The sequence below is a fragment of the Brachybacterium sp. GCM10030267 genome (assembly GCF_042666875.1).
Lineage (GTDB): Bacteria > Actinomycetota > Actinomycetes > Actinomycetales > Dermabacteraceae > Brachybacterium.
Genome location: NZ_JBHTCX010000012.1, coordinates 17,282 through 32,929, shown reverse-complemented (window position 1 = coordinate 32,929; position 15,648 = coordinate 17,282). Strand labels below are relative to the sequence as shown.

Sequence of the window (15,648 nt, the reverse complement as noted above, 5' to 3'; positions counted from 1 at the left end):
GCGCCGGAGGCTCCGCCCCCATAAGGAGAGCAGCCCGCCGTGACCAGCGACCTCGCCACTCCGCCCCCGGACAGCGCCCGCGCGGCGGCTGTCCCGACCTCGACCTATCGGCTCCAGCTGCACGAGGGGTTCACGGCCGACGACGCCGCTGCCCTGGTGCCCTATCTGGCCCGGCTCGGCGTCGGGCACGTCTTCTGCTCCCCCGTCCTCCAGGCCGCGCCGGGCTCCACCCACGGGTACGACGTCGTCGACCACTCGCGGATCAGCGCGGAGATCGGCGGCGAGGACGCGCTGCGTCGCCTCGCCGACGCCGCCCATGCGCACGGGATGGGCATGATCGTCGACGTGGTGCCCAACCACATGGCGATCCCCACCCCGATCTGGCACAACCGTGCGCTGTGGTCAGTGCTCCGCGACGGCCCGCGCTCGCCGTTCGCCGACTGGTTCGACCTCGATCCGTCGGCCGAGCGATCCATCCTGGTACCCGTGCTGGGCCGCCCGATCGGCGCCGTCCTGGCCGACGACGAGATCACCGTGGGCGAGGAGGAGATCCCACAGGCCGACGGCACGACCAGCACCGAGACCGTGGTGCGCTACTACGATCACGTCCTGCCCGTCGCCGAGGGCACCGAGCACCTGGGGCTGGCCGATCTGCTGGAACGCCAGTGGTACCGCCTGGCCTACTGGAAGGTCGCGGACGACGAGCTGAACTACCGTCGCTTCTTCGATGTCGACACCCTCGCGGCGGTCCGCGTGGAGCTGCCGCACGTGTTCGAGGCGACGCACGCCACGCTGCTGCGGCTGCAGGCCGAGGGGATCATCGACGGGTACCGGATCGACCATCCCGACGGCCTCACCGACCCTCGCGGCTATCTGCGCGACCTCGAGGACGCCACCGGCGGGGCGTGGACCGTGGTGGAGAAGATCCTCGAGGGCGAGGAGCGCCTGCCCGGCGATTTCCCCTGTGCCGGCACCACCGGCTATGACGCCCTGTGGAGGGTCGGGGGCCTCTTCCACGATCCGCACGGCGCTCTGGGACTGACCCACCTCTGGCAGCGCCGCACCGGTGACCTGCGGCCGTTCTCCGAGATCGCCCGGGAGTCCACCGAGCACATCATCTCCACCAGTCTCTGGGCCGAGATCGAACGTCTGACCTCCCTGATCTACGCCATCTGCCAGGAGGACATCCGGCTGCGGGACACCACCCGGCGCAACATCCAGAAGACGGTCATGGCCCTGCTGTCGGCCATGGACCGGTACCGGGCCTACATCGTCCCCGGCGAACCCGCCCCCGGTTCCGAGCGCGCCGTGATCGAGCAGGCGGCGGAGAGAGCTCAGCGCGAGCTCGGCGACGACGAGGACCTGGTGACGACCCTGGAGACCGTCGTGGCCCTGGTGTGCGGGGACGAGGTCGGCAGTGCGGGCCGCACCGAGAGCCCGGCGCGCGCCGAGGTGATCGTCCGCTTCGCCCAGACCTGCGGCCCCGTGCACGCCAAGGCGTTCGAGGACACGGCCTTCTACCGCTACACCCGCTTCCTGGCGGTCAATGAGGTGGGCTCGGATCCGGAGCACATCGGCGTCGAGCCCGACGATCTCCACGATCACGCCCAGACGATGGTCCTCACCTGGCCCGACACCATGACCACCCTGTCCACGCACGACACCAAGCGCAGCGAGGACGTGCGCGCCCGCCTGGCCGTGCTCACCGAGCAGCCGCTGGAGTGGGCGCTGGTGGTCCAGGACCTCGACCGGGTCACCGCCGAGGTGCGCGGGGATCGGGTCGACGGCGCCATCGAGCTGCTGCTGTGGCAGACCCTCGCCGCCTGCTGGGACCTGCCCGGCTCGGACGCCCCCCGGATCACCGCCGAGCGGCTCGAGGAGTACCTGGTCAAGGCGATGCGCGAGGCCAAGACCCACACCACCTGGACCGACCAGGACACGGAGTACGAGCAGCAGGTGCTGGACCTGGGCCGGGCGGCGCTGGCGCACGACGAGGTCGACCGCATCCTGACGGACTGGACCCGGCGCACGCTGGCGGTCCAGCGCACCGCGATCCTGGGCCAGAAGCTGATCCAGCTGACGATGCCCGGGGTGCCCGACGTGTACCAGGGCAACGAGACCGTCGACCTCTCACTCGTGGACCCCGACAACCGCCGACCCGCCGACCATGCCGGACACGCCGAAAGGCTGGCGCGGATGATTGACGGCGCGGGACCCGACGGGATCGGGGACGAGAAGCTGTGGCTCACCCACCGCGCGCTCGTCCTGCGCCGGGAGCGGCCGGAGCTGTTCCAGGGGCGTGAGGCCACCTACCGGCCGCTGCCCACCACCACCGCCCACGCCGTCGCCTTCGGCCGGGCCCGCGGAGAGGGACCCGTCGAGGTCGTCACCGTCGTCACCCGTCTCGCCCACGGCCTCGCCCAGCGGGGCGGATGGGGCGATGCCTGGATAGCCCTGCCCGACGGCCGCTGGCGCGACACCCTCGGCGGCGCGGAGTTCGACGGCGGGCGGCTCGCCCTGGACGAGCTCCTGGCCGACGCGCCGATCGCCCTGCTGGTCCGGTGCGGCGCCGCGGAATCCGCCCCGTCCCACCCGTCCCCTCCTGCCCAGGAGTCGCGATGAACGACCCCGTCCCTGCTCCGGTGGCCCCGCGCGCCTACGACCGCTACCAGCTGTGGGCGCCCTCGGCCGATGCCGTCACCGTCCGGATCGACGGGAACGAGCACGCGATGCGTCCGGCCGGGGACGGCTGGTTCACCCTCGACGACGTCCCCGCCGTCCCCGGAGCCCGCTACGCCTTCCGTCTCGATGATGACGAGCGCTGGCTGCCCGATCCCCGGTCGCTCTCCCAGCCCGACGGCGTCCACAGCGACAGTGAGGTGGTCGACCCCCGGCTGCTGGGTGGATCCGTCGGCTGGGCGGGCCGCAGTCTGCGCGGCCGCGTGCTCTACGAGCTGCACGTGGGGACCTTCACGGCGGGGCCCGAGGGGCACGGAGGCACATTCGACTCCGCGATCCAGCGGCTCGACGATCTCGTCGACCTCGGCGTGGACGCCGTCGAGCTGATGCCGGTGGCCACCTTCCCCGGGGATCGTGGTTGGGGGTACGACGGCGTCGGGCTGTACGCGGTCCACGCCGCCTACGGCGGCCCCGCCGGCCTGGCGCGGTTCCTCGACGCCGCCCATGAGCGCGGTCTCGCGGTGATCCTGGACGTGGTGCACAACCATCTCGGACCCGCCGGCAACTATCTGGGGCAGTTCGGCCCCTACTTCACCGACCAGCACGAGACCCCGTGGGGCCAGGCGATCAACCTCGACCAGCCCGGCTCCCGCCACGTCCGCGATTTCCTGCTGGGCAGCGCACGACAGTGGCTCGTCGACCTGGGCCTGGACGGCCTGCGACTCGATGCCGTGCATGAGCTCCGCGACGACTCCGAACGCCACTTCCTGGCCGAGCTGGCCGACGCCGTCGCCGTCTGGGAGAGCGAGACCGGTCGCGAGCTGACCCTGATCGCGGAGTCGGACCGCAATGATCCGACCACCGTCACGCCCACCGCGGCCGGTGGCCTCGGCATGGACATGCAGTGGGCCGACGACGTCCACCACGGCGTGCACGCGTGGATCTCCGGCGAGCGCCAGGGCTACTACGGCGACTTCGGATCCGCCGACGTGCTGGCGAAGGTCCTCGCCCGCGTGTTCCGGCACACCGGCACGTACTCGAGCTTCCGCGGGACGGTGTGGGGTCATCCCGTCGATCCCGGCTCGCCGTCCTACGACGCCCATTCCTTCGTGACCTTCCTGCAGGACCACGATCAGATCGGCAACCGCGCCGCCGGCGACCGGATCCATCACTCGCTGACCGCCGGTGAGCACGCCGCCGCGATCGCCCTGATCCTGCTGGGTCCGGGCACCCCGATGCTGTTCCAGGGCGAGGAGTGGGCGGCCTCGACCCCGTTCACCTACTTCACCGACCATGACGACGAGCTCGGCCCGCTGGTCAGTCAGGGGCGCGCGGAGGAGTTCGCCGCCATGGGCTGGGACGCCGAGGTGCCCGATCCCCAGGATCGCTCCACCTTCGAGGCCGCGATGCTGCGCTGGGACGAGCGCGCCGGAGGCGTGCACGCCCGGATGCTCCAGTGGTACCGGACCCTGATCGCGCTGCGTCGCCGGCACCCCGACCTCACCGATCCCGACCTGCGCCGCACCGACGTCGACGTCCTCGGCGAGGAGACGGTGCTGCTGCGCCGCGGAGACCTGGGCGTGCTCGCCCATCGCGGGACCGGCCCGCTGACCGCCGGACCGCGCGCTAAGGAGGTCCTCGCCGCGTTCGGCGAGGTCACGCGCGACGGCGACGGCAGGATCTCCCTGGCCGGCCCCGGCGCCGTGGTGCTCCGCAGCGGCGCGGCCTGATCGACATCCCCGAGCACCCGAGCACCCGAGGACCCGAGCACCCGAGCACCCGAGACGAGGAGGACCTGCATGAAGATCGTCATCACCGATCTGGACCAGGAGCGCACGACCGAGGAGCAGACGGTCGCCGACGCCGCCGGCGCCGAGCTGGTGCGGGCTCAGGCCGGCACCGAGGACGAGGTGATCGCCGCGGCCCAGGGCGCCGACGCCCTGCTGGTGCAGTACGCCCCCATCACCCGACGGGTGCTCGAGGCCCTGCCGACGGTCCGGGCCGTCGGCAGGTACGGCGTCGGCGTGGACACCGTCGACCTCGCGGCGGCGACCGCGCTCGGAGTCGCCGTGTCCAACGTGCCGGACTACGGCACCGAAGACGTCTCCGATCATGCCGTCGCGCTGGCGGTGTCCCTGGCCCGAGGCGTCGTGCAGCTGGACCGGAACCTCCGCGAGGGCACGTACTCGCTGGCCCCCGTCAAACCGCTGCACCGCATCGCCGGCCGCAGCTTCGGCGTCATCGGCCTCGGGCGCATCGGCGCGGCCACCGCCCGCAAGGCGCGCGCCCTGGGCTTCTCCGTCCACGGCTGCGACCCGATGCGCGAGCCGGGCACGACCACCGAGGACGGCATCGCGGTGATGGAGCAGGAGACGGTGCTGTCCGGTTCGGACGTGATCAGTGTGCACGTGCCGCTGACCGAGCACACCCATCATCTGGTCGACGCCGCCGCCATCGCCCGGATGCAGGCCGGCACGCTGCTGGTCAACACCAGCCGTGGCGGCGTGGTCGACACCATGGCCGTGGTCGATGCGCTGCGCTCCGGCCATCTGCGCGGGGCGGGGCTGGACGTGTTCGAGACCGAGCCGCTGCCGGCGGACAGTCCGCTGCGCGAGTGCCCGACCGCGGTGCTCACCCCGCACGCCTCCTGGTACAGCGAGGAGTCCGAGACCGAGCTGAAGCGCCGTGTGATCGAGAACGTCGTCGACGTCCTGGGCGGCCGCCGGCCCCGGAACATCCTCAATCCCGAGGTGCTCGAGGCCACCGGCCGCCGAGGCTGACCGCCGGAGCGATCCCGCGGGCCCTCAGAACAGCTGCACGACCCCGTAGACCGCCAGCACGATCGTGAACGCCACGACGGACTCGATGGCCTGCTGGATCGTCCAGGTCTTCAGCGTGGTCTTCACGTCCATGCCGAGCAGGCGGCCCACCAGCCAGAAGCCCGAGTCGTTGACATGGCCGGCGAAGACGGAGCCGGCGGCCGTCGCCATGACGATGCAGGCGAGCTCCACGGTGCCGGCCCCGGAGGCGAGGACGGCCGGTGCGATCAGCGCCGCAGCGGTGGTCAGGGCGACCGTCGCAGACCCCTGTGCCAGTCGCATCGCGACCGCGATCAGGTAGGCGGCGAAGATGACCGGGATGCCTGCCGCCGCGAGGGTGTTCTCGATCGCGCTGCCGATGCCGGTGGCCGCCAGCACGCCGCCGAACATCCCGCCGGCTCCGGTGATCAGGACGACCGAGCAGATCGGGCCGAGCGCCCTGTCCACCGTGGTCTCGATGGCGGTGCCCGAGCGGCCGCGGCGGAAGCCGAACAGCACGATCGTGGTCAGGGCGGTGATGAGCAGCGCGATCGGGGTCTCCCCGACCATGCGCAGGGCATGCACCCATCCTGCCTCGCCCTCGATGAGGCCGGCGCCGGCCAGCGTGTTCAGGCCGGTGTTGAACAGGATGAGGACCAGGGGCAGGACCAGGACGAGGACGACCTGCCACGGCGCCGGCGGGTTCTCGACCTGCTCGGCCTCGTCGGCCGTGCCGAAGAGGTCCCGCACCGGCAGGTTGTACTTGCGGGCGACGTGCTTGCCCCAGAGGTGACCGGAGACGTACCAGGTCGGGAAGGCCAGCAGCAGCCCGAGGATCATGACGACGCCGATCTCCGCATCGACGTACCCGGAGGCGGCCACCGGACCGGGGTGCGGGGGCACGTAGACGTGCATGACCGACAGGGCCGCGGCCACGGGGAAACCGAAGGCCAGGACGTTGCCCGTCAAGCGTCGGGCGACGGCGTACACGATCGGGATCATGAGCACGAACGCGGCGTCCATGAAGATCGGGAAGCCGATGAACAGCGAGGTCACCCCGAGCGCGAACGGGGCGTGCCTCTCGCCGAACAGCCGGATCATGGCCTCGGCGAGGGCGCGCGCACCTCCTGAGGTCTCCACCAGGGCGCCGAGCATCGCGCCGATCGCGACCAGCAGCGCGACCTCGCCGAGCGTCTCGCTGAAGCTGCTCACCAGCGTGGGCACCACGTTCTGGGCAGGTACGCCCGCCACCAGCGCGGTCAGCAGGGAGACCACGATGAGGGCGAGGAAGGCGTGCAGCTTGAACCGGATGACGAGGAACAGCAGCAGTCCCACCGCGACCACGGCCAGCGCCATCAGCCCGCCGTCGCCGAGCCAGCTGGTCCAGTCGGTCTCCTGGACCGGTGTCGGATCCATCGTCGGATCCCTCCTTGTCGAATGTCGGGCGTTCTCGGATGTCGGGGCCGCGGCACGGCCCGGCGACGGATGTGCGGCGATCACCGTAATGGATCATCGGACCCTCGGCGTACACAGACTCCGCGTCGAGCCCCGGGCCCTCGGCGCACCGAGCCGCGGACGCTCGGCGAGCACGGGCACCGCGCCGCGCGTCGGGTCGGTGGGTCGGTCACGCTGCGGCGCCGCAGACCGATCCCGCCGCGGGGCCGGAAGGATCAGCGGCCGAGATACCCGCCGTCGACCGGGATCACCGTGCCGTGCACGTACTCTGCGCCCTCGCTGGTGAGGAAGAGGACGGTGCCGGCGATGTCGTCGGCGCGGCCCCACCGGCCGGCGGGGATCCGGCCGACGATCTCGCTGTTGCGACCCTCGTCCTCGCGCAGGGAGGCGTTCAGCTCGGTGGCGATGAAACCGGGGGCGACGGCATTGACCGCCACGCCGCGCCCGGCCCACTCGTTGGCCACCGACTTCGTGAACTGCGCCACGGCGCCCTTGGAGGCCGCGTACGCCGAGGCGTTGAGCCCTCCGAAGAAGGAGAGCATCGAGGCGATGTTGATGATGCGACCGCGGCCGCGCTCGAGCATCGGGCGGCCCAGCTCCTGCGTCAGCTGCACCACGGCGTCGAGATTGACGTTCATCACCTCGGAGAACTCCGGCAGCGGGAACTCCTCGAAACGGTGACGCAGGTTGATTCCGGCGTTGTTGACCAGGATGTCGACGTCATGCTCGGCGAGCACCTGGCGCACCGCCTCGGCGCGGGCGTCGGGATCGGTGAGATCGACGCCGACGCAGTGGTGGCCGGGCCCGACCGGCTCGGTGCCGCGCTGGAGACCGATCACCTCGGCGCCGGCGGCGAGCAGCCGCTCGGTGATCGCGCGGCCGATGCCGCGGGTGGATCCGGTGACGACGGCGGTCGCCCCGTTCAGGTCGACGCTGAGGGTGCCAGGTGCGCTCATGTCCGTCCTTCTCTGTCTTCTCTGTCTTCGCTGTCTTCTCTGTCGTCGCTGCCCGGTCTCCGCCTCCGTGGCTCCGACCTCAATGGATGTGCGAGCCGCCGTTGACGTCGAGGGTGACGCCGGTCAGGTAGCCGCCGTCGCGGCCCAGCAGATAGTGGACGGCCCCGGCGACATCGTCGACCGTCCCGACGCGGCCGACGGGCAGCTCCTGGAGCAGCACCTGCTTGCGCTCGTCGGTGAGCCGGCCACCCATGATGTCGGTGTCGATGGAGCCGGGAGCGACCGAGTTCGCGGTGATGCCGTACTCCCCGAGCTCGCGAGCCCACGTCTTGGCCATCCCCAGCAGCGCGGCCTTGGAACCGGAGTATGCGGCGCGGCCGTAGACGCCGCCGCCGCGCTCGGCCGAGGCGCTGGAGATGTTCACGATGCGCCCGAGGCTGTGCCGCCGGAAGATCGCCACGGCCTCGCGGGTCACGAAGAAGGTGCCGTGGACGTTGACGTCGAAGACTCGCCGCCATTCCTCGGTGCTCACCTCGGTGAACGGGGTGGGCGAGGAGATGCCGGCATTGTTGACCACGCCGACCAGCTGCGGCAGCTCGGCATCGATCCGGGCGACGGCGTCGGCGACCGCCTGCTCGTCGGAGATGTCGACACCGAGACCCAGCGCCGGGACCCCATACCGCTCCGTGAGCTCCCCGGCGAGCTCCGCGCACGCCCCGCCGTCGAGGTCGACGACGGCGACGGCCCACCCCTCTCGCGCAAGACGGTGCGCGGTGGCCCGGCCGATGCCGCGCGGTGAGGCGGCGCCCGTGACCAGTGCGGCGGGCAGATCGGGGAACGGTGAGGCGGGATAGGCCGGAAGCGCCATGGGATGCTCCTGAAGGACCGGGGACGGCGGACTGCCGAATAAAATATGATCTGGAGTCTATGCCCCGGCCCAGCACCTGTGAAGGAGTCACCATGGACCATCCCCGGACCGCAGTCCTCGGCCTGGGGCCGATGGGCCATCCCATCGCCGCCAACCTGGTCGCCGCCGCCCCGGACTCCGTGGTGGTGTGGAACCGCACGCCCGCCCGGGCTGACGACCTCGTCGCCGCCGGCGCACGACGCGCCGAGACCCTCGCGCACGCCGCGGCCCCCGTGATCCTCTCGGTGCTGCCCGACGTGGCCCAGCTGCGGGAGCGCCTGGACGCGGAGACCCGGGCAGCATGGGGCGCGGCCGGTGCGCGCTTGGTGATCATGTCGACCACCGGCCCCGACACCGTGAGGTCTCTCGCCGACGAGCTGGCAGCCGACGGGATCTCCGTGGTCGATGCCCCGATGTCCGGCGGGATCGCCGGGGCGGACGCCGGCACCCTGTCGATCATGATCGGCGGGGCGGAGGCGGACGTCACCGCAGTGCGGCCCGTCCTGGAGATCATCGGCGGCGCCGTGGAGCACCTGGGCCCGCTCGGCAGCGGGGCGGTGGCGAAGCTGTGCAATCAGATCGTCGTCGGCGGGACCCTCGCCGCCCTCGGAGAGGCGCTCGCCCTGGCCCGGCGCTCCGGCCTCGATGCCGAGCAGGTGGTGGAGCTGCTCGGCAGCGGCCTGGCCCGCAGTGAGGTGCTCAGTCAGAAGAAGCAGAAGCTGCTGTCCCGCGAGTACTCGTCAGGTGGCTCGACCATCAACCAGGTCAAGGATCTGCGGTATGCGACCGCGGCGGCGGACCGTGCGGCGCTGCCGGCGCGACTCCTGCCCGTACTGCTCGAGCAGTTCACCGAGGCGGTCGAGCAGGGGCACGGCGACGAGGACCACGCGGCGATACAGGAGCTCTATCTGGATCCCGAGAGCTGAGCCGCCTCATGGCGAGCCGGCACTGCCCAGTGACCGGGCGGTGACTCCGCGGACGTGGGCGCTCATCGCCGCCCGCGCGGCGTCCTCGTCGCCGCGCTGCACCGCCTCGAGCACCTCGCGATGCTCGGCGAGCGAGACCTCGGCGTCGTCGACACCGGCGTCGCCGAAACGGCGGAACCGCAGCGTGTGCACGGGGATCGCCTCGAGCGCGGCCGCGAGATACGGGTTGCGCGCGGCGCCCGCGATCTCCGCGTGGAAGGCGCTGGAATGCTGCAGGTACCCCTCGTACTCGCTGAAGCGGGCCCCGACACCGGCGGACCGGGTGCGCTCGAGGGTCGCGGCCAGGTCCTCGCGCTGGCTCGCCGTGGCGCGCGCGGCGGCGAGCGCTGCGAGCTCCGGCTCCAGCAGCAGCCGCGCCTCCCCCATCCAGCGCACCTGATCGTCATCGGGCGGCATGGTGACCACGAAGCCACGCATGGGCAGATAGTCGACGAGCTTCTCACCGGTCAGCAGGTTCAGCGCCTCCCGCACCGGTGTCGCGCTCATGCCCAGTTCGTGGGAGAGCACGCCGATTCGCAGCGGGGTGCCCGGAGCGAGCGTGCCGTCCATGATCCGCGCGGCGAGGGCCCGACGGGCCTGCTCCGAGCGGGATCCGCGAGCTGCGGAGGCCGTGGCGGAAGCTCGCTCGGCCGGGCCGTTCACGCAGTGCGCTCCGCGGTCCGGGGACCCGATGTCCCGGCGGCGAGGGCATTGCCGTCGTGCGTGAGCGAGGCGAGCCGCGACAGCGCCCGGAGGTACTTCTTGCGGTATCCGCTGCGCAGCAGGTCGGGCGCGAACAGCTCGGTGATCACGGTGGGCTCCGCGGGGCGGTCCCCGGTGGTCGCCGGCGAGGACGGCCCGTTCCCTGCCGCGTCCGTCTCCCGGGCCGTGTCCGTGCGTGGCGGCAAGGCGGCGGCCGAGACCAGGGTGGGCACCTCACGGTCGTAGAGCCGGTCGACGAGGACGACGAAGCGCAGCGCGTCGTGGTGGTGGGAGAGCTCATGCATCCCGGTCAGATGGACGGCCGCGACGCCGTCGAGCATGGCCCCGTACCGGGAGGGATGCAGCCGCGTGAGGTGGCGCAGCAGGTCGTCGAAGGAATCCAAGGTGGCGTCGGCCAGGCCCGCGGCATGGTCGCGCACCTGGTCCTCGGGCAGTGCGACGACCTCGGTCACACCGTCGCGGTGGCGGTAGTCCTCGCCGTCGATGCGGATCACTTCGAAGCGCTCGGCCATCGCCTGGATCTCGCGCAGGAAGTCCTGCGCCGCGAACCGACCCTCACCGAGTGCGTCGGGCAGCGTGTTGGAGGTCGCCGCCACCGCGACTCCCCGGTCGGACAGCTCACGGATGAGCCGGGTCATCAACAGCGTGTCACCCGGGTCGTCGAGCTCGAACTCGTCGATGCACACCAGCACCGACTGCCCCAGCAGGTCCACGGCCTTCTGGAAGCCGAGCGCGCCCACCAGGTCGGTGTACTCGACGAACGTCCCGTAGACGCGCTCGCCCTGGACGGCGTGGAAGAGGGAGGTCAGCAGGTGGGTCTTGCCCACGCCGAAACCACCGTCGAGATACAGCCCGCGCGCGGGCTCCGGGCGGCGCCGCAGCCGCGCCAGGAAACCGCCCCGCGGCCTGCCCAGCTGGGCGGCGAACTCGGAGATGCTGTGCTTGGCCTGCTCCTGCGAGGGAAACGCGGGATCAGGCACATAGTTCTCCAGCCGCGCCCCGGAGAACCTCGGCGGCGGGACCAGATCCGCGAGCAGACGCTCGAGGGTAGGTTCCGGCCGGCGGTCGCAGAGCGCATCAGTCACGTCGGCCAGTGTATGTTCCGCCACCGGACCGGACCGGACCACGAGCGCGTGAGCTCACAGACGCAGTCCGATGGATTCGGCGAGCGGGGCGGCGGCGGGGTCGCGCACCGGCAGCTGCCACGAGCTGACGTCCTCATCGAGGTCGAGGACGCGCACCAGATGATCAGCCAGCAGCCACTCGAACCGGGCAGGATCCCGGTTCCATTCGCGCGTGTGCGAGGCGCCCTCGAAGGGCACGAACTCCACCAGGTCGCCACGCAGCGCCGCCAGTCTCCGACTGGGACCGGGAGGGACGGTCGAGTCATCCAGCGCGTGGAACAGGAGAGTGGGATGGGTGAGGTGGGCGGCGTAGAACTCCGGGGTCATCTCGTGCAGGGCGAGCGGCTCGTGCAGCCGCACCATCCGAGCTCCGACGCGGGAGGTCATCATCCACATCGCCAGGCGCCGCATCTGCCGCGGCGCCTTCAGCGCCGTGGCGTGATAGATGAGGATGTCCCGCCAGTCCACCGCCGGCGAGTCGAGCACCACCGCAGTGATGAGATCACGATGGGCCGACCGTACCGAGGTGCGCAGGGCGATGCTCCCGCCCATCGACCAACCGACCAGGACGACGCGGCGGGCTCCCCGGGCCAGCGCGAACTCGATCGCGGCCTCGGTGTCCTCCCACTCGGCGACCCCGAGGTGGTGCATGCTGTCCGCGGACGCCGGGGCGCCGGTGTCGTTGCGGTAGGTGATCGCCAGGCTGGTCAGTCCCAGCCGGTGCAGCAGAGGGATCACCCGCAGCGCCTCGCCCCGGGTGGAGCCGTGGCCGTGGATGAGGATGGCCCACGTGTCCTCGCGGCCGGGGGCCGCTCCCTGCGCCGCATCGGGCCGCACCAGCCACGCGGGCATGTGGCCGACGGGCGAGTCGACCTCGACCTCCTCGGTCTCCAGCCCGTGCGCGGTCTGCGGGGACCCCGCCCAGAAGAAACCGTTGACGCCGGCCTTCTCGACCGTCAGCTGCTCGGCCGTGTCGGAGGCCAGCAGCGGACGGGACACCGTGGTCGGGGTGGGACGGCCGTCCACCGGGCCCAGCCGCACGTGGACCGCGCCACCGGACTGCCTCAGCGCGAGGTACCCGGCTCTCGCGGCTTCCTTGGTCGCGTCGAGATGGACACGGTCGGGATGGACCGCTCGCACAGGAAGGTCGGAGCGTTGGCGCAGGCCCTGCTGCGGCACCAGCGGCAGGCGCGCCATCACGCGGGCCCCGAGGGTCAGCAGTCCTGCGCTGAGCGTGAACATCGACGCCGCTCCCACCGCCCCCACGACGGCAGCTTCCGCCCATCTTCCCTGGTCGGAACGGGGTCGCAGGGCGCGGGTCCACGCGAGGGGACCTGTCTCGGGCCGGCACCGGAAGAACTCTCGCGTCATGCCGATCATCCTATCGGCGAGCTAGAATTGCAGCTGTGAGCGCCGTGTCCGTCCCTGGGCGAGGCGCGCGCTCGATCCATCGGCGAGAGCGACGCCCGCAGCGCCGCAGATCGGAGGGCTCCCCCATGACCACCGACCCCATCGGCACGCGTCCCTACCCGATCGCGATCAGCGAGGAGGAATGGCGCCGGCGCCTCTCCCCCGAGGAGTACCAGGTCCTGCGCCAGGGCGGCACGGAGCGTCCCGGCACCGGCGAGTACGAGGAGGTCCGGCCCGCCGGGACCTACGCCTGCAAGGCCTGCGGCGCGGAGCTGTTCACGGCGGAGACCCAGTTCGATGCCCACTGCGGGTGGCCGGCCTTCTACGCGCCGACGGACTCCGACTCGGTCGAGCTGCTCGAGGACACCTCGATGGGTATGCGCCGCATCGAGGTGCGCTGTGCGAACTGCGGTTCACACCTCGGGCACGTCTTCGAGGGCGAGGGCTTCGACACCCCCACGGACCAGCGCTACTGCATCAACTCGATCAGCCTGGTCCACAGCGACGACGCCCCCGCCGCGGACGCCTCCGCACGCTGACCGCACCGCCCCGCGGCGCTCCCACCGCCGACGGCGGCCGGCCCGGCCACGGGCTGCTCACGGGTCGGGGAACCGGCGAGGAGAGCGGGCCCTGCCGCAGGAGGTCGCGGCGCGCCTGTTCCGGGGCGGGCGCCCGCGCGGATAGTCTCACGGTGTGTCCGTCCATCGATTCCGCTCCGGCGACGACACCTTCCGTGCCGCCATCGACGCCATGACCAGCGCTCCGGTCCGCCCCGAGTTCACATGGCGCGACATCCCGGCGCCCTCGAAGATGGCGCCGTCGACCTGGGCCTGCACGGGCGAGGTGCTCGTGCACGACGAGGAGCTCGCCTCCGGCCGTCTGGTCATCCTCCACGACCCTGCCGGGCAGGAGGCGTGGGACGGCACCTACCGCGTGGTGGCACTGGTCCAGGCGCAGCTGGAGCCGGAGTTCGCCGTCGAGTCGATGCTCGGGGACGTCGCATGGTCATGGGTCACCGAATCCCTCGAGCTGCACGGTGCCGACGCGCGCGAACTGGGCTGCACCGCCACGCGGGTGGTCTCCCAGTCCTACGGGGCGCTCGCCTCACGGCCATCCACCGTGGACGTCGAGATGCGCGTGTCATGGACCCCGGAGGCATCGGAGACGACGAGCGCCTCCGCGGCCGGGCCGGAGACGCCGCCGCTCGCCCTCGGCGGCTCGTCGGCCGAGGCCACGACCCCCGACCTCGCACCGCACTTCGCGGCCTGGACGGCGATGCTGGCCGCCGCAGGCGGGCTGCCCCCGGCGCCGCCGCGGGTCGCCCCCATCGCTCCCACCCACCACGCGAGGGCACCGCGCCCCGAGGAAGCCGGTGACGCTCGGTGACCGATGCACCCACCACCACTGATCTGACGGCGCCCCGCGACGGTTTCGTGCCGGTGATCGATCGGATCCAGCCGGTGCTGGCATGGTGCGAGGCCGCGTCCACGGAGCCCTACGAGCCCGTCGCCGTCGATGCCGAGAGGGCCTCCAGCTACCGCTACAGCCCGCGCGCCTATCTGGTGCAGCTGCGCACCGAGGCTGCCGGCACCCTGCTGATCGATCCGCTCGCCTTCACCATGCCCTCGACGCTGCTGGACCTGCTGGCCTCCCGTGAATGGGTGCTTCACGCCGCTGACCAGGACCTGCCGAGCCTGGCCGAGTTGGGCATGAAGCCCGGCAGCCTGTTCGACACCGAACTGGCCGCCCGTCTGCTCGGCATGGAGCGGGTGGGCCTGGGCGCCGTCGTGGAGGACACTCTGGGGCTGCGCCTGGCGAAGGAGCACTCCGCCGCCGACTGGTCGAAGCGACCGCTCCCTCCGGGCTGGCTGACCTATGCCGCGCTCGACGTCGAGGTGCTGGTCGAGGTGCGCGACGTGCTGGAGCAGCGGCTCCGGGATGCGGGCAAGGAGGACTGGGCGCGTCAGGAGTTCGAGTACGAGCGCACTCGAGAGCTGGGACCGCCCCGTTCGGCGAGCTGGCGCGGCATGCATGGACTGGGGTCGCTGCGTTCGGCACGACAGCTGGCTGCGGCCCGCGAGATGTGGCTGCGGCGCGACGAGATCGCGCGCAGCGAGGATCTCTCACCGCATCGCGTGATCAAGGACCGTGACATCGTCGCCGCCGCCAAGGAGGCGACCCGCGGCCGCGAGGCCTTCGAGCGTGCTCTGCCTGCGAAGCTGCGCGGGAAGGACATCTGGTGGAAGGCGGCTCGCTCCGGGATCGAGCTGCCCGCCTCGCACCTTCCCGAGCGCTCGGAGCGCTCCTACCCGCCGCCGCACAAGCTCTGGGCCAAGAAGTACCCGGAGGTCTGGGAGCGCTATCAGGTCGTCCGCACCGCCATCGGTGAGCGCGCCGAGGATCTCGAGCTGCCGGCGGAGAACCTCGTCCAGCCCTCGCTGCTGCGCCACTGGGTGTGGGAGCACGAGTCGGTGCCCGAGGAGACGGTGCTGGAGGAGGAGCTGGTCGCGCTGGGAGCCCGCCCGTGGCAGGCGCACCAGGCAGCGCCCGTGATCCACCGGGCGCTGACCGAGCAGAGCGAGCAGAGCCCGGCCCCGGAGCCGGCGGAGGACTGACTCATCGCCGGGCTCG

The 15,648-nt window shown here is 71.8% G+C and carries 13 protein-coding genes; 7 read left to right on the top strand and 6 right to left on the bottom strand.

The genetic code is table 11. The annotated features are described in order from the left end of the window. Positions 1–39: 39 nt before the first annotated feature. The 3 genes from treY to ACFQS2_RS11255 all read left to right on the top strand — a co-directional run bounded on the left by treY (position 40) and on the right by ACFQS2_RS11255 (position 5,459). Positions 40–2,622, top strand: coding sequence for a malto-oligosyltrehalose synthase (gene treY, locus ACFQS2_RS11265; protein ID WP_377793836.1), 2,583 nt, complete (start codon positions 40–42; stop codon positions 2,620–2,622). Beyond that, entirely contained in the window at positions 2,619–4,409 is a 1,791-nt protein-coding gene (gene treZ / locus ACFQS2_RS11260) for a malto-oligosyltrehalose trehalohydrolase (protein ID WP_377793835.1), read from the top strand. Before treY ends, treZ begins: the two co-directional genes overlap by 4 nt. Positions 4,410–4,478: 69 nt before the next feature. Continuing rightward, complete coding sequence (locus ACFQS2_RS11255; RefSeq protein WP_377020101.1) at positions 4,479–5,459, top strand: C-terminal binding protein; 981 nt, start codon at positions 4,479–4,481, stop codon at positions 5,457–5,459. Between the two features lie 24 nt (positions 5,460–5,483). Here ACFQS2_RS11255 and ACFQS2_RS11250 read toward each other — a convergent pair whose 3' ends face one another. The 3 genes from ACFQS2_RS11250 to ACFQS2_RS11240 form a co-directional block, all read right to left on the bottom strand. Continuing rightward, positions 5,484–6,893: a GntP family permease gene (locus ACFQS2_RS11250; RefSeq protein WP_377793834.1), complete on the bottom strand. Its 1,410-nt coding sequence runs from the start codon at positions 6,891–6,893 to the stop codon at positions 5,484–5,486. A gap of 254 nt (positions 6,894–7,147) precedes the next feature. Further along, positions 7,148–7,888, bottom strand: coding sequence for an SDR family oxidoreductase (locus tag ACFQS2_RS11245; RefSeq protein WP_377793833.1), 741 nt, complete (start codon positions 7,886–7,888; stop codon positions 7,148–7,150). A 79-nt stretch (positions 7,889–7,967) separates the two neighbouring features. Further along, entirely contained in the window at positions 7,968–8,756 is a 789-nt protein-coding gene (locus tag ACFQS2_RS11240) for an SDR family NAD(P)-dependent oxidoreductase (protein ID WP_377793832.1), read from the bottom strand. Between the two features lie 92 nt (positions 8,757–8,848). Here ACFQS2_RS11240 and ACFQS2_RS11235 point away from each other — a divergent pair, with 92 nt between their 5' ends. Beyond that, positions 8,849–9,721 carry an NAD(P)-dependent oxidoreductase gene (locus ACFQS2_RS11235; protein WP_377793831.1) on the top strand — a complete coding sequence of 291 codons (873 nt, stop codon included), beginning with the start codon at positions 8,849–8,851 and terminating at the stop codon, positions 9,719–9,721. A 6-nt stretch (positions 9,722–9,727) separates the two neighbouring features. Here ACFQS2_RS11235 and ACFQS2_RS11230 read toward each other — a convergent pair whose 3' ends face one another. From ACFQS2_RS11230 to ACFQS2_RS11220, 3 genes are read right to left on the bottom strand one after another with little or no spacing between them, the layout of a single operon-like run. Continuing rightward, on the bottom strand, positions 9,728–10,423 hold the full coding sequence (locus ACFQS2_RS11230) for a GntR family transcriptional regulator (protein ID WP_377793830.1): 696 nt from the start codon (positions 10,421–10,423) through the stop codon (positions 9,728–9,730). Beyond that, positions 10,420–11,568, bottom strand: coding sequence for a cell division protein ZapE (gene zapE, locus ACFQS2_RS11225; protein WP_377793829.1), 1,149 nt, complete (start codon positions 11,566–11,568; stop codon positions 10,420–10,422). Before zapE ends, ACFQS2_RS11230 begins: the two co-directional genes overlap by 4 nt. Before the next feature lie 54 nt (positions 11,569–11,622). Continuing rightward, positions 11,623–12,849 (bottom strand): alpha/beta hydrolase family protein, encoded by a 1,227-nt coding sequence (locus tag ACFQS2_RS11220; protein WP_377793828.1) that lies wholly within the window; start codon positions 12,847–12,849, stop codon positions 11,623–11,625. A 254-nt stretch (positions 12,850–13,103) separates the two neighbouring features. Here ACFQS2_RS11220 and msrB point away from each other — a divergent pair, with 254 nt between their 5' ends. The 3 genes from msrB (at position 13,104) to ACFQS2_RS11205 (ending at position 15,632) form a co-directional block, all read left to right on the top strand. Next, entirely contained in the window at positions 13,104–13,556 is a 453-nt protein-coding gene (gene msrB, locus ACFQS2_RS11215; RefSeq protein WP_377793827.1) for a peptide-methionine (R)-S-oxide reductase MsrB, read from the top strand. Positions 13,557–13,710: 154 nt separating this feature from the next. Next, positions 13,711–14,403 (top strand): DUF3000 domain-containing protein, encoded by a 693-nt coding sequence (locus ACFQS2_RS11210; RefSeq protein WP_377793826.1) that lies wholly within the window; start codon positions 13,711–13,713, stop codon positions 14,401–14,403. Next, positions 14,400–15,632, top strand: a complete 1,233-nt coding sequence (locus ACFQS2_RS11205) for a ribonuclease D (protein ID WP_377793825.1) — start codon at positions 14,400–14,402, stop codon at positions 15,630–15,632. The genes ACFQS2_RS11210 and ACFQS2_RS11205 overlap by 4 nt, the downstream gene beginning before the upstream one ends. Positions 15,633–15,648 lie beyond the last annotated feature (16 nt).